Origin of the sequence: Winogradskyella psychrotolerans, from assembly GCF_018860565.1 — a bacterium.
GTDB classification, from domain to species: domain Bacteria; phylum Bacteroidota; class Bacteroidia; order Flavobacteriales; family Flavobacteriaceae; genus Winogradskyella; species Winogradskyella damuponensis.
The window spans coordinates 295,411-309,649 of record NZ_JAHKPS010000029.1; the positions used below are offsets into that span (position 1 = coordinate 295,411).

At 33.1% G+C, this 14,239-nt stretch carries 12 protein-coding genes; 9 read left to right on the plus strand and 3 right to left on the minus strand.

Annotated features, from left to right (window positions below; genetic code table 11):
* Positions 1 to 71 precede the first annotated feature (71 nt).
* Both KO504_RS16715 and miaB read right to left on the minus strand, forming a co-directional pair.
* Positions 72 to 926, minus strand: a complete 855-nt coding sequence (locus KO504_RS16715) for a hypothetical protein (RefSeq protein ID WP_215928785.1) — start codon at positions 924 to 926, stop codon at positions 72 to 74.
* Between the two features lie 2 nt (positions 927 to 928).
* Complete coding sequence (gene miaB / locus KO504_RS16720; protein WP_215928786.1) at positions 929 to 2,374, minus strand: tRNA (N6-isopentenyl adenosine(37)-C2)-methylthiotransferase MiaB; 1,446 nt, start codon at positions 2,372 to 2,374, stop codon at positions 929 to 931.
* Positions 2,375 to 2,611: 237 nt separating this feature from the next.
* On the opposite strand from miaB, the gene KO504_RS16725 reads away from it, so the two are divergent.
* From KO504_RS16725 to KO504_RS16765, 9 genes are all read left to right on the plus strand, one after another.
* Positions 2,612 to 3,400, plus strand: a complete 789-nt coding sequence (locus KO504_RS16725) for a hypothetical protein (RefSeq protein WP_215928788.1) — start codon at positions 2,612 to 2,614, stop codon at positions 3,398 to 3,400.
* Between the two features lie 44 nt (positions 3,401 to 3,444).
* Positions 3,445 to 3,873, plus strand: coding sequence for a hypothetical protein (locus tag KO504_RS16730; RefSeq protein ID WP_215928790.1), 429 nt, complete (start codon positions 3,445 to 3,447; stop codon positions 3,871 to 3,873).
* 161 nt (positions 3,874 to 4,034) lie between these two features.
* Positions 4,035 to 6,563 (plus strand): type I DNA topoisomerase, encoded by a 2,529-nt coding sequence (gene topA, locus KO504_RS16735; RefSeq protein WP_215928792.1) that lies wholly within the window; start codon positions 4,035 to 4,037, stop codon positions 6,561 to 6,563.
* Positions 6,564 to 6,569: 6 nt separating this feature from the next.
* A complete protein-coding gene (locus KO504_RS16740; protein WP_215928794.1) occupies positions 6,570 to 7,736 on the plus strand; it encodes a formimidoylglutamase in 1,167 nt (388 codons plus the stop codon).
* Between the two features lie 159 nt (positions 7,737 to 7,895).
* The gene (gene gldK, locus KO504_RS16745; RefSeq protein ID WP_215928796.1) at positions 7,896 to 9,248 is read left to right on the plus strand and encodes a gliding motility lipoprotein GldK; all 1,353 of its coding nucleotides are present in this window, start codon (positions 7,896 to 7,898) and stop codon (positions 9,246 to 9,248) included.
* A gap of 83 nt (positions 9,249 to 9,331) precedes the next feature.
* On the plus strand, positions 9,332 to 9,967 hold the full coding sequence (gldL, locus tag KO504_RS16750) for a gliding motility protein GldL (RefSeq protein WP_215928798.1): 636 nt from the start codon (positions 9,332 to 9,334) through the stop codon (positions 9,965 to 9,967).
* Positions 9,968 to 10,014: 47 nt separating this feature from the next.
* A complete protein-coding gene (gene gldM, locus KO504_RS16755; protein ID WP_215928800.1) occupies positions 10,015 to 11,589 on the plus strand; it encodes a gliding motility protein GldM in 1,575 nt (524 codons plus the stop codon).
* A gap of 69 nt (positions 11,590 to 11,658) precedes the next feature.
* Positions 11,659 to 12,570 (plus strand): gliding motility protein GldN, encoded by a 912-nt coding sequence (gldN, locus tag KO504_RS16760; RefSeq protein WP_215928802.1) that lies wholly within the window; start codon positions 11,659 to 11,661, stop codon positions 12,568 to 12,570.
* Between the two features lie 119 nt (positions 12,571 to 12,689).
* On the plus strand, positions 12,690 to 13,733 hold the full coding sequence (locus KO504_RS16765; protein WP_215928804.1) for an NAD(P)/FAD-dependent oxidoreductase: 1,044 nt from the start codon (positions 12,690 to 12,692) through the stop codon (positions 13,731 to 13,733).
* Here KO504_RS16765 and KO504_RS16770 read toward each other — a convergent pair whose 3' ends face one another.
* Positions 13,734 to 14,141 (minus strand): DUF983 domain-containing protein, encoded by a 408-nt coding sequence (locus KO504_RS16770; protein WP_215928806.1) that lies wholly within the window; start codon positions 14,139 to 14,141, stop codon positions 13,734 to 13,736.
* Between the last annotated feature and the right edge of the window lie 98 nt (positions 14,142 to 14,239).

Below are 14,239 nucleotides of genomic sequence, written 5' to 3' on the forward strand. Positions count from 1 at the left end.
TTTTTTTTTTTTTTTTTTGAATCAACTACGAATAGCATAATTTTCACCATTCTTCAGTTATACTTTTGCCGTTAGTAATACGTATAAGTTAGTGTATTTATTACTTCACCTGTTGCTACATTTGTTATGGTTGCAGATATAGGATAATCATCATCGTTGTAAACATAATTATAGGCTAATGTATTTCCTTGATTATCGGTTTTACTTAACACATTGTTTGGTGACATGTCTACGGTGTTATGGTCATCCATAAAATAGAGTGCTAAATTGTAGCCGTCCATAGATTCTGCTATCGGATTTTTTTTATCGTCATACGTATAGGTGTTGCTGTAATCAACTTCAATGCCATAATTTATTGAGGTATGACTTCCAATGATATTGAAGTTGTTATCATATTCATAATCTGTTAAATTTTGTACGGAGTTCGCATTATTTATTAAGGTGACTTTTTTTTGCGTTACATACTTTAATTGATCTGAACTAAATGTCCATTGAATATTTAAATCATCTTCTTCTATATCTGAATCCATTTGGTCATTGTAGTTGAGGATGTTATTGTTAATTACAACGTTAGAATCCGTACTATAACCGAATGTTATATAATGATAATTAGAAATACTTTCATCAGTGTAAGTGAGATTTATAAACGCCTCTTCAGTACCATAAGTGTGGTAAGAACTGTTAAGTTTATTATCGTTTGAGTATTCAAATTCAGATAAAATATAATTATACTCAGGAAGGGCATTAGTATCTGTAATGGAAACTAATCTTCCGTTTAAATCAAAATAAAAATTACGCTCATTATTTTCTCTAATATCAGTAATGTGTTTAATAATTAATGTGTTAGATGGTTCTGTTTCTTGGCTGTCATCAGAACTACAGGAAAACATAGAGGCAAATAGGATAATGTAAAAAGTGTATTTCATAATTAATTATTTTTAGAATATCCAATAGCTTTACCTATTAGAGTTGCGCTTGTGCAATCTGTAATTAATACATTTACTAAATCTCCTACTTTGTAATGTTCTTTAGGAAAAACAGCTACGGTGTTATCAGAAGTTCTTCCAGACCATTGAGAATCCGATTTTTTAGATGCTTTTTCTATTAAAACTTCAACTGTTTTATTAAGGTGATTTCGAGTGTTAATTTCACTATACTTGCGTTCTAAAGCTATAATTTCACTTAAACGACGTTTTTTTGTTGCTTCAGGAACATCATCTTCCATTTTGCGTCCAGCTAAAGTTCCTGGCCGTTCAGAATAAGTGAACATATAACCAAAGTTATATTTTACATATTCCATTAGCGATAAGGTGTCTTGATGGTCTTCTTCAGTTTCTGTAGGGAAACCAGCAATTAAATCAACACTTATTGAACATTCAGGAATTATACGTTTAATATTATCGATAAGCTCAAAATATTCTTCACGCGTATGTAAACGATTCATTTCTTTTAAAATACGATTACTTCCACTTTGTACAGGTAAATGAATGTGTTTACAGATATTATCGTATTTGGCCATTGTTTCTATAACATCTAATGTGAAATCCTGAGGATTAGATGTTGAAAAACGAATACGCATTTTAGGCTGTGCTTTAGCACATAGCTCTAATAGCTTGGCAAAATTTACGGCTGTTGCTTTTTGAAACTCAGAGGCTTTTTCAAAATCTTTCTTCAAACCGCCTCCATACCATAAATAACTGTCAACGTTTTGTCCTAACAGTGTTATCTCCTTAAAGCCTTTAGACCATAGGTCGTTAACTTCTTCAATAATACTTTGTGGATCTCTACTGCGCTCTCTTCCTCGAGTGAAGGGAACAACACAAAACGTACACATGTTATCACAACCACGAGTAATAGAGACAAAAGCTGTTACTCCGTTGCTATTTAATCGTACAGGAGAAATGTCGCCATATGTTTCCTCTTTAGAAAGGATAACATTAATGGCGTCTCTACCTTCATCAACTTCGGCAAGAAGGTTTGGTAAGTCTTTATAAGCATCAGGACCTACAACTAAATCTACAATTTTTTCTTCGTCTAAAAATTTGGTTTTTAAACGTTCTGCCATACAGCCTAACACTCCAACTTTCATTTTTGGGTTTAGTCGTTTTATAGCATTGTACTGTTGTAATCGTTTTCTAACGGTTTGTTCGGCTTTATCTCTAATAGAACAGGTGTTTACCAAAACAAGATCTGCTTCTTCAAGAGTTTGTGTCGTGTTAAAACCCTGTTCAGAAAGAATAGACGCTACAATTTCGCTATCACTAAAATTCATGGCACAACCATAACTCTCTATAAATAGTTTGCGTTGGTTACCGTCTTTTTTATCCAAGATTAAGGCCTCACCTTGTTTATTTTCGTCTATAATTTTTTCCATATTTATTTTCCTCGAAACTCGAAAGCGGAAAGCTAAATTCTATTTCTATCTCATCTCAATAAGGATGCAAAGATAATATTATTTTATAGATTGTGACAAAGTGGCAGTTATAATTTAGTTAAGATTTATTTTAAGCCATAGTATTGTGTCTGTGTTTAAAAGGTTTGTTAAGATAATAGTTGAATATCTCTTAAAAATAGCTTTAGTTTGAAAAACTAACTCAGACTGCCTTAAAAAATGAACACCACAGATATTAAAAACCGAATAGTAAACGCAAAAGCATTAGACTTTGGTGCTATTTTTAATCAATCTATAGAATTGTTTAAAAAGGTTTGGGTACAAGGATTGGTTACATTATTACTAAATTTAGTTTTGGCTATACCTGTAATAATGGTTGTTTATATTCCTTTGTTATTTTTTGGTTTTATGAATGCGCTTACATTTGAGAATGGTTATGATACTCATGATTCAACAAGTATGGGTGTTGTTTTTGGGCTTGTATTTATTGTAGTTTATATTTTTTTAATTGTAGCAATGAGTTCTATAGCGTTTGGTCTTAAAGCTGCTTTTTATAGAATTTGCAAACTGAAAGATTTAGAACAAATAGGTAAAGAAGATTATTTTTATTTCTTCAAAAAACCTTACTTAAGTAAAACAATTAAATTAGGTGCCTCATTTGCAGGTATTGCTATTTTGGCGACTATGTTATGTGTGCTTCCTTTAATATATGTTATTATTCCTTTGTCTTTTAGTGTGGTTGTATATGCTTTTAATCCAGAATTGTCTGTTTTAGAAATTATTACATTGTCTTTTGAACTTGGTAATAAAAAGTGGTTGATTTCATTTGGTCTTATTTTTATGACAGGAGTTTTGGCATGGATCGTTGGTTTTCTAATGTGTGGATTTGGAGTGTATGTCACTAAATCATTTAGTCATTTGCCTGCCTATTTAATATATAAAGACGTTATTGGTTTTGATGATGAAAGCGATCAAATGAGACGAATTGAGCAATTATCTACATTTTAACGCAACCTTTGAAGGTGTTTTACATCTACAAAGAAATCGATCTTATGAAATTCAGGAAAATTTTAATGCTGTCGTTGTTGTGTTTGTTAGTAATGAATATGCAATGTAATGAAGATGATAATGTGGTTGTGCCTTGTGGTTTAGAAGTTGTAATAGATGCTGTTGCGTACCAAGCTGCAGAGTCACATGCAATAGATAGTGCTATTATTAATGACGACTGCTTGGCTCTTATTGTTTCAGGTAGTGGTTGTGATGCCAGCACTTGGCTTATGTCTTTAATAGATTCGGGAAATGTGGCAGAGTCGTTTCCTAATCAACGCTATTTAAAATTAACACTTCATAATAATGAAGATTGTTTAGCCGTCTTCAATAAAGAAGAAAATTTTGATTTAACAGCGCTTAGAATTGAAGGGACAAATGAAGTATTACTAAATATTGAAGGGTTAGAAGAATCAATTTTATATTCATATTAATTAAGACTTATAAATATTTATAAACACTAGAAGCCTTACAATTTGTAAGGCTTTTTCTGTACTTAATAATAAATAAATCACGATAAAACGCATCGTATTTACGACCAAATTAGGATTGTATCTTAATTTTCATATACATTTGTAAACGCAAAAAATTAAGAATGTCGAAGAATCTAGTTATTGTTGAGTCACCAGCTAAGGCTAAAACCATAGAGAAATTTTTAGGAAAAGATTATAAAGTAGAGTCCAGTTTTGGACACATTGCAGATTTGCCATCTAAGGAGTTAGGGGTAGATGTAGAAGGAGATTTTATGCCTAAGTATCAGGTTTCTAAAGACAAAAAAGATGTTGTTAAGAAATTAAAAGAATTAGCAAAGAAAGCAGATGTTGTTTGGCTAGCAAGTGATGAGGATCGAGAAGGGGAAGCAATTGCGTGGCATTTAGCTGAAACATTAAAATTAGATAAAGATAAAACGAAACGTATCGTTTTTCACGAGATTACAAAAAGTGCAATAAACAAAGCCATTGAAAATCCAAGGAGTATTGATTATAACTTAGTGGATGCACAACAAGCAAGACGTGTTTTAGATCGTATTGTAGGTTATGAATTATCTCCTGTATTATGGCGAAAAGTAAAAGGTGGCCTGTCTGCAGGTAGAGTACAATCGGTTTCAGTACGCTTAATTGTAGAACGCGAACGCGATGTGCAAGCTTTTGAACCTAAAGCTTCGTATAGAGTAGATGCAGAATTTACAAACGAAGACGGAAATTCTTTTAAAGCCAAATTGCCTAAGAATTTCGATTCTGAAAAAGAGGCGTTAGATTTTCTTAATAATAATTTAGGCGCGACTTATCAGGTTTCAGATTTACAAAAGAAACCAGCAAAGAAATCACCTGCTGCACCGTTTACAACGTCAACACTCCAACAAGAAGCGTCACGTAAATTAGGATTTTCTGTGAGTAGAACGATGCAAAATGCACAACGTTTGTACGAAGCAGGTCTTATTACTTATATGAGAACAGATAGTGTTAATTTATCTGATGAAGCTAAAAAAGGAGCAGAGAACGAAATTATTTCGGCTTACGGTTCAGAATTTAGTAATCCAAAAAATTATAAAGGAAAATCTAAAGGAGCACAAGAAGCTCACGAAGCGATTAGACCTACAGATTTTTCAAACCATACTGTTAATGCCGAGCGCGACCAAGCAAGATTATATGATTTAATATGGAAACGTGCTATTGCTTCGCAAATGAGTGATGCAAGGCTAGAGCGTACGAATCTTAAAATTCAAATTAATTCAAAAAATAAGATAGACGAACAATTCACAGCCAATGGTGAAATCATAACATTTGAAGGATTCCTTAAAGTCTATTTAGAAGGAACAGATGATGAAGATACTGAGCAAGATGGTATTTTACCAGATTTAAAAGTTGGTGAAGCACTTCAAAATAAATATATCACAGCAACCGAACGTTTTACGAGACCTCCTGCAAGATTTACTGAAGCTTCATTAGTAAAGCGATTAGAAGAATTAGGTATTGGTCGTCCGTCAACGTATGCACCAACCATTTCTACTATTCAAAATAGAAACTATATTGAAAAAGGAACGCATGAAGGAGATGAAAGAGCTTATAAGCAATTGGTTTTTGAAGATCAAAAGATAAAAGATAATACACTGTCAGAGCAAACAGGTTCTAATAAAGGTAAATTGGTGCCAACAGATATTGGTATGATTGTTACCGATTTTTTAGTCAATCATTTTGAAAGCATATTAGATTACAACTTTACTGCTAAAGTAGAAGATAAGTTTGATGATATTGCGGAAGGAAAAGAAGATTGGAGAGAAATGATGAAAGATTTCTATAAAGGCTTTCATCCACAGGTTGAAGATGTGCAAGAAAATGCAGAACGTGAATCAGGAGAACGTATTTTGGGTACAGATCCAAAGACTGGTCGTCAAGTTAGCGTGCGTCTAGGTAAGTTTGGGCCAATGGTGCAAGTTGGTACCATGGACGATGAAGATAAGCCTAAGTTTGCAAGCTTATCTCCAGACCAACAGCTTAATTCTATTACCTATGAAGAGGCTATGGATTTATTTAAACTTCCAAAAGCTTTAGGTCACTATAAAGATGAAGAAGTCGAAGTTAATAATGGACGTTTTGGACCTTACGTAAGATTTGGTAAAAAGTTTGTCTCATTGCCTAAAGGAGTTGATCCTTTAAGTGTAGAGATGGATGAAGCACTAATATATATAAAGGAGAAAGAATTAGCAGATGCTCCCATATATATGTATAAAGATATGGAAGTTACCAAAGGTAAAGGGCGTTTTGGACCATTTATCAAATGGAACAACATGTTTATTAATGTAAATAAAAAATACGATTGGGATAATTTATCTGAAGAAGATATCGTTACTTTGATTGAAGAAAAAATTCAGAAAGAAATTGATAAGGTTATCCATAATTGGGAAGATGCTGGTGTAAGAATAGAGAAGGCAAGATGGGGAAGACACAACATTATAAAAGGCAAACAAAAAGTTGAGTTAGCCAAAACGGTTGATGTGAGTAAAATGACTTTAGAGAAAGCACAAGAAATTCTCGAAAAAAACGCACCTAAAAAGAAGGCGACAAAAAAGAAAGCCACTAAGAAAACAGCAACAAAAAAGAAAGCTACAACTAAAAAGAAATAATTGAATATGAATTTTAATTTCCTCACGCCTGTATCAGATGCGGTTTTAGCTCATAATGAACTAACAGCGCAACAAGCGCTAGGGAAAAAAATTAAAGTACATTCTCGTCAAAACGGAATACCAGATTTAGAAAACGTTCAAATGGCAATCATTGGCGTTCAGGAGAATAGAAATGACGTTAATTACATGGGAGCTCATGTAAATTTTGATTCTATCCGTAAAACGTTCTACTCTTTATTTCCTGGTAATTGGCATACAACACTAGCTGATTTAGGAGATATAGAACCAGGTGAGACAGTTGAAGATACATATTTTGCTATTCGAACAGCAATATCTGTTTTAGTAGAGAAGGGAGTGATTCCTATTGTGTTAGGAGGAAGTCAAGATTTAACTTACGCTAATTATCGTGCTTACGATTCACTGTTACCAATGGTAAATATTGTAAGTGTGGATACGAATTTCGATTTAGGAGATGCTAACCTTCCGATTAAGAATAATAGTTATGTGGGAAAAGTCATTGTAGAAGAGCCATATAATCTGTTTAATTATTCAACAATAGGGTATCAAACATATTTTAACTCCCAAGAAGAAATAGATCTCATAGAAAAGTTATACTTTGAGGCCTACCGTTTAGGTGAAATTTCTGGAGATATAAATAAAGTTGAGCCTTTAATGCGAGATGCACATATCGTATCTGTCGATTTAAAGTCGATTAGAGCTGCTGAGGTTAGCGATAATCAAAAATATTCTCCTAATGGATTTTCAGGAAAAGAGATTTGTGCTATCAGTAGATATGCAGGCATAAGTAATAAAGTATCGTCCTTTGGTATTTATGAATACAATGGATCTAAGAATGATAGTGCAACATCAATGCTCGTCGCTCAAATGATATGGTATTTTATTGAAGGAGTTAATTGCCGAGTTAAAGATGATCAGTTTAATAACGAAAATCATTACCAAAAGTATAATGTGTTGGTAGAGGATGACGAATTGATTTTTTATAAAAGCTTAAAAACAGGACGTTGGTGGATTGAAATACCTTTTTTACCAAATGTTAATAATAAATTAAAAAAGCATACGTTATTACCATGCATGCATTCCGATTATGTGCACGCAACTCAAGGTGAAATACCTGAGCGTTGGTATAAAGCTTATAGGAAGAATAGCTTCTAAAGCGAACACTTAATCGAATTTTAACATTTTTTTAATCGACGAAATGCTTATTTTAAGGGTGAAATGCAAAAAAAACAAAAAAAAAGTTGTTTATTCGGAAATATATAAATATGTTTACGACCTCAAAAATAATAAGGACTAATTTAACCTAGAGTTACTATGAATATTAAGAAGTTTATTTTACTAACAGCAGTACTAGTTATGGTCGCCAGTTGTAATTCCGGAGATCGAGGACAATTGGTAGGTGTTAAGGGTAAGAAATGGCATCCAGAAAAGCCCTATGGGATGACGTTAGTACCTGGCGGAGCTTTTATTATGGGTAAGTCAGATGATGATTTAGCTGGCGTACAAGATGCTCCAACTAAAACAGCAACTGTTCGTGCGTTCTATATGGACGAGACTGAAATTACAAATAGCGAGTATCGTCAATTTGTAGAATGGGTAAGAGATTCTACACTAAGATTAAAATTAGCTGAAATGGCTGACTTAGAAGGAAAAACACCAGGAAATGGAGATATTGGAGAGTTTGCTTATGTCGATTCAGATCCAAATAACCTGAATGCTTATGAAAGCTATATGGTGAATACCTATGGAAACGAGCAAAGAAAAATTAATCGTGATGTAGAATTGTATTTTGATACTGATGATTATCCAGATGAATTGTATGCCGAAGTCATGGATGGTATGTATTTACCATTAGAAGAATCATATAACGGTCAACGTACCTGGGATGTAAAGCAATTTAAATTTCAGTATACCTATATGGAAATAGCTAAAGCGGCTAAGAATAGAGGATTAAAACGTTCTGAAGTTATAGTTCAGCAAGAAGTTGAAATTTATCCAGATACAACGGCTTGGATTAGAGATTTCGCTTATTCTTATAACGAACCAATGCATAATGATTATTTCTGGCATGATGCTTATGGAGCATATCCTGTTGTAGGTGTGTCTTGGAAACAAGCACAGGCTTTTTGTCAATGGAGAACTTTATATCACAATGCAGACAGAAAGAAAAGAGGAAAGCATGCTGTAAATAAATACAGACTACCATCTGAAGCAGAATGGGAATATGCAGCACGTGGAGGTTTACAAGGTGCAACTTATCCTTGGGGTGGACCTTATACTAAAAACGATAGAGGTTGTTTCATGGCTAACTTCAAACCATTACGTGGAGATTACGCGGCAGATCAAGCATTGTATACTGTAGAAGCGGATGCTTATGATCCTAATGATTTCAACTTATATAATATGGCAGGTAACGTTTCAGAATGGGTAAACGGTTCTTATGATCCTGCATCGTATGAATATTCGTCAACAATTAATCCTAATGTAAATGATCCTAACAATGCTCGTAAAGTAGTAAGAGGGGGGTCTTGGAAAGATGTTGCCTATTTCTTGCAAGTAAGTTCAAGAGATTATGAATATGCAGATTCTGCAAGAAGCTATATCGGATTTAGAACAGTTCAAGATTATATGGGAACTGAGGTCACTAAAAACGCAGCTACAAACTAAAAATTAAACTTAACTTAAACCTAATATTAATCCTAAATGAGTCCTAATTAACCAAGCTCATTTGAAAACAAAAATTTAAAATCATGGCACAAAAGAAATTATCAACAATGAATATGGTCTATGGACTAGGAGCTGCAATTGTAATTATTGGAGCATTATTCAAAATCCAACACTGGCCTTATGGATCCCTTATTCTTACCCTGGGTATGATTGTTGAAGCAATAGTATTTACAATCTCTGCTTTTGAGAAGCAAGGAGATGACTTAGATTGGTCTTTAGTATATCCTGAATTAGCTGGTGGACAATCATTAGGTAAAAAGAAGAAAGCAATAGAAGAGCCTAAAGATGCAGAAGGTTTATTATCTAAGAAATTAGATAATTTATTAAAAGAAGCTAAAATCGATGGTGCGCTTATGGCAAGCTTAGGTGATAGCATCAAAAACTTTGAAGGTGCTGCAAAAGGAATTTCTCCTACAGTAGACTCAATGGCAGCTCAAAAGAAATATAGCGAAGAAATGTCATTAGCTGCTGCTCAAATGGAGTCTTTAAACAGTCTTTATAAATTACAAGTTGAAAGCGCTAACAGACAAGCTGCTATCAATGAAGAAGCTGTAGAAAATGCGACTAAATTAAAAGAGCAAATGCAATCATTAGCATCTAACCTTTCATCTTTAAATGGTGTATATGGAGGTATGTTAACTGCAATGAACAAGAACTAATTGGTTTTTATAATCATATTAATTAATAATTAAAAAACTAGTTAGAAATGGCAGGAGGAAAACAGTCCGCAAGGCAAAAAATGATTAACTTAATGTATTTGGTATTTATTGCCATGATCGCAATGACCATGTCAAAAGAAGTACTATCTGCATTTGGGTTAATGAATACTAAATTTGATAATGCTAATGAGTTAGCGGCAGCTTCAAATGAAGGTATCTTAGATCAGTTAGAAAAAAAGGCTGAAGAAAAACCAGAAGATTTTGCAGTTGTAGCGAGTAAAGCACAACAAATTAGTAAAGTATCTGATGCATTTTACAAATTTATCGAAACTGTAAAGGAAGAAGATATTGTAAAAAAAGGGGGATACGAAAGAGAAGAGAACGGTGAATTACCTTACGAAGAAATGGATAAGGGAGATAAGCTTGATGAATTATGGTTCACAGGTGACCGTTACACTAAGAGAGGTGATGAAATCGTAGCAGCAATAGAAAAGTATAAATCTGATATTAAAGAAATTGTAGGCGACGATGTAAAATGGTCTAAAGTAATTGAAAGCTTTGAAAAGCGTTTCAGCTTAGAGCCAATCGTTGATAGTGAAGGAGCAAAGAAAAAATGGTTAGATTATCATTTTCAAGGGTTCCCAGCTATTGCTTCTTACACGAAGTTAACAGCAATGCAAAATGATATTAAAGCGACAGAAACTAATATGTACAACGGTTTCTTAGGAAACTTAGTAACAGAAGCAGTATCATTAAAGAACTATAAAGCTATCGTTTTAGCTGATAAGTCTGCATTCTTTGCAGGTGAGAAGTTCCAAGGTAGAGTTGTGTTAGGTAAATACGCTAATGTAACACCAACGAAATTAAATGTGCAAGGTCAAGAAATTGATTTAACAAATGCTATTGATTCTACAGGTGCAGCAAAATTAGACTTTAACGTAGGTAATGTTGGTGAGCATCAAGTAGAAGGTCAATTTACCTTTATTGAAGATGGTAAGCCATTAGATATTCCAATTATTGGTAACTATGTGGTTGTTCCAAGACCAAATTCTGCAACAATTTCTGCAGATAAGATGAACGTTGTTTATCGTGGTGTTGCTAACCCAATGACAATATCTTTTGCGGGTGTACCAGATAATAAAGTAAGTGCTAGCGGAGCAGGTTTATCTAAAGGTTCTGGTACTGGTAAATATGTAATGAATCCAGGAACAGGTAGAGAAGTAACCATTAATGTTTCTGCTACTTTAGACGATGGTTCTAAGGCTAGCGACAAGAAGACATTTAGAATTAAAGATATACCTAAACCTACAGGTACAATTTCTGGTAAAGATGGTATTGCAAAATTACCTAAGCGTAACATAGAAATTGGAACAGTTGGTGCTAAATTGGATGATTTCGTATTCGATTTACCAATTAGTGTAACATCGTTTAAAATAAAAGTTCCTGGACAACCTACAGTATTGGTTGCTGGTACTAAAATGAATAGCCAAGCAAAATCAGCTATTAATAGAGCTCGTAAAGGTGATGTAATAACTATTTTTGAGATTAAAGCTAAGATTACAGGTAATTCTAGTTATAACTTAAAAGGTGTTTCTCCTGTAGCGGTTGAAGTAACAAACTAATCAATAGTTGATTGTGATAATTAACGTTATCATTTGATAAGAAAATCCCAAATTATAATAAAAGATAAGATGAATTTAAAAAGCTTTTTATGTATAGGATTAGGTGTTTTAGCCGCAAACAGTATGTTTGCTCAAGCTAATATCCTAAATGCAAAAATACCAGAAGAAGTTGGTATGAAAACTGAAGCGCAGTTACTTCTAGATAACGACAAGCCTTTAGAGTATGGATATGTTGGTGATAGAGATATCTTATTTTCTAAAATGACTTGGGAAAAGATAGTTTTAGATGAACGTGCTAATTTCCCTTTATACTTTCCTACTGAAAGCAATTTAGGAGACGATAGAAAATCATTATATATGGTGTTAATGGAAAACATCAATAATGGTACTATACCAAAGGTGTACGCCGATTCATATTTTACTGAAGAACGTACTATGGAAGATTTAGCGCCTTCATTAAAAAAGGAAGAAATTCAAGATGAAGGAATCGAATGGATGAATCAAGAAGGTGTTTCTGATACCTCTCTTGTACCTGAAGAGTATGTTATTCGTCGTGAGATAGGACCTGCAGATATTAATTCTTATCTCGTTAAAGGACTTTGGTACTTTGATAAGCGTCAAGGTGAATTAAAATATCGTATCTTAGGTATTGCACCTGCAGCACCAGATGTTAACTTTATTGATTCTGATGATGAAGCTAATAAAGAACCAATTGGTTTATTTTGGATCTTTTATCCTGAATTAAGAGATATTCTTCATGAGGCTAAGGCTTTCAATAATAAGAATAGTGCTGTACCACTTTCATTTGATCACATATTAAATAGCAGACGTTTTAGTTCAGTTATTTATAAAGAAGAAAATGTTTATGGTGATAGAGAAGTAAAAGATTACGTTGCAGAAAATGCATTAATGCAGCTTTTAGAATCAGAACGTATCAAAGATAAGATTAGAAACTTTGAACAAGATATGTGGAGTTACTAGTTAACTTAACATAAAATAATATAAACGCTCACTTTTTAAGTGAGCGTTTTTTTTTGCAATCAATATTTTATCTGTCTTCCTAAGGCTTTTAGAGTCTATATTTATTTACTTTTGCTGTAATGAAAGACGTAGATTATATCATTGTAGGATGCGGATTGGCAAGCATCTCTTTTTGTGAAGAATTAAGAGCCAATAACAAAACATTTATTGTTTTTGACGATGATTCTCAGCAATCATCTATAGTAGCGGCAGGATTATATAACCCGGTTATCTTGAAACGATTCTCTGAAGTTTGGATGGCTAAAGAACAACTCGCATTAGCATTGCCTTTATATGCTAAAATTGAAAATGAACTGAATATAAAAGTAGATTATAAACTTCGTATATTAAGACGATTTACTTCCATTGAAGAGCAGAATAAATGGTTTACGGCATCAGACAAGCCTTCTTTAGAACCTTACCTTTCGCTTCAGCTTATTAAAAATAATAATTCTGAAATTGATGCTCCTTATGGCTTTGGTGAAGTCTTACATGCAGGTCGTTTAGATACAGAAATGCTTATAACGAGTTACAAAAAACTTCTTAGAGAAGCTAATTGCCTAGAAGAACAATCGTTTATTTATGATAACATTCAATTTAATAATGAATCTATTGTATACGAAAATGTAAAGGCAAAGCAAATTGTATTTGCAGAAGGCTTTGGTATAAAACAAAACCCATATTTCAGTACAATTCCGCTTACAGGTTCTAAAGGGGAAATACTTACTATTAAAGCACCCGATTTAAAAAATGATTACGCTATAAAAGCTTCGGTATTTATCATTCCTTTAGGCAATGATTTGTATAACGTAGGCTCTACATATAATAATCTTGATAAAACGAATAGACCAACAGCCTTAGCTAAAGAAGAATTAACTTCAAAATTAAAGACATTTATTACATGTGATTTTAAAGTTGTTAATCATATTGCAGGAGTAAGACCTACTGTAAAAGATAGACGACCATTGGTTGGTAGACATCCAAAACACAATAATATTTATGTGTTAAATGGCTTAGGAACAAGAGGAGTTATGATTGCGCCTTATGTGGCAGGTAAATTATTTCGATTTATAGAAAACGATGAAAAGTTAGATGACGCTATTAATATTAAGCGTTTTGAGTAATTAATGTTGTTTTGATTCTGTAGTCGATTTTTTTACCAATTCTTTGTCGTAACTCATAAAAAGATTAATCCAGATATTACGAGAGAGACGCATAATTACAGGCATAAATGCAATTAGTGTAACAACAATAGCTATAAAAGCAATCGTTAAAGAAAATCCTAATATATTATAACTAATAATAAATGCTGCTACGGCAAAAGCAATACCAACAGCATAGCTTACATACATTGAGCCATAGAAAAAAGAGGGCTCTATTTGATATTTAGTCTTACAATGCGAGCAAGTTTCTCGCATTTTTATAACTTCCGAAAGCACATAAGGGTTTTTATTCTGGTACATGGATTCTTGGTGACATTTTGGACATACACCAAAAAGAATACTATAAAGTTTCATTCCTTTTCTAATCATAACTAAAACCTTTACTTTTGCGTTTTCTAAGACAATGCTAAGATAAAATAATATAACTGAAGCATTGTAACAATTGTAACTCAAAATCGCAATTGTAT

Excerpts from the sequence above, each read along its gene's own strand:
- gldL (WP_215928798.1), top strand. The coding sequence starts at position 9,332 with ATGGCACAAAAGAAATTATCAACAATGAATATGGTCTATGGACTAGGA.
- gldK (WP_215928796.1), top strand. The coding sequence starts at position 7,896 with ATGAATATTAAGAAGTTTATTTTACTAACAGCAGTACTAGTTATGGTC.
- KO504_RS16715 (WP_215928785.1), bottom strand. The coding sequence starts at position 926 with ATGAAATACACTTTTTACATTATCCTATTTGCCTCTATGTTTTCCTGT.
- KO504_RS16770 (WP_215928806.1), bottom strand. The coding sequence starts at position 14,141 with ATGATTAGAAAAGGAATGAAACTTTATAGTATTCTTTTTGGTGTATGT.
- miaB (WP_215928786.1), bottom strand. The coding sequence starts at position 2,374 with ATGGAAAAAATTATAGACGAAAATAAACAAGGTGAGGCCTTAATCTTG.
- topA (WP_215928792.1), top strand. The coding sequence starts at position 4,035 with ATGTCGAAGAATCTAGTTATTGTTGAGTCACCAGCTAAGGCTAAAACC.
- KO504_RS16765 (WP_215928804.1), top strand. The coding sequence starts at position 12,690 with ATGAAAGACGTAGATTATATCATTGTAGGATGCGGATTGGCAAGCATC.
- KO504_RS16725 (WP_215928788.1), top strand. The coding sequence starts at position 2,612 with ATGAACACCACAGATATTAAAAACCGAATAGTAAACGCAAAAGCATTA.
- gldN (WP_215928802.1), top strand. The coding sequence starts at position 11,659 with ATGAATTTAAAAAGCTTTTTATGTATAGGATTAGGTGTTTTAGCCGCA.
- KO504_RS16740 (WP_215928794.1), top strand. The coding sequence starts at position 6,570 with ATGAATTTTAATTTCCTCACGCCTGTATCAGATGCGGTTTTAGCTCAT.
- gldM (WP_215928800.1), top strand. The coding sequence starts at position 10,015 with ATGGCAGGAGGAAAACAGTCCGCAAGGCAAAAAATGATTAACTTAATG.
- KO504_RS16730 (WP_215928790.1), top strand. The coding sequence starts at position 3,445 with ATGAAATTCAGGAAAATTTTAATGCTGTCGTTGTTGTGTTTGTTAGTA.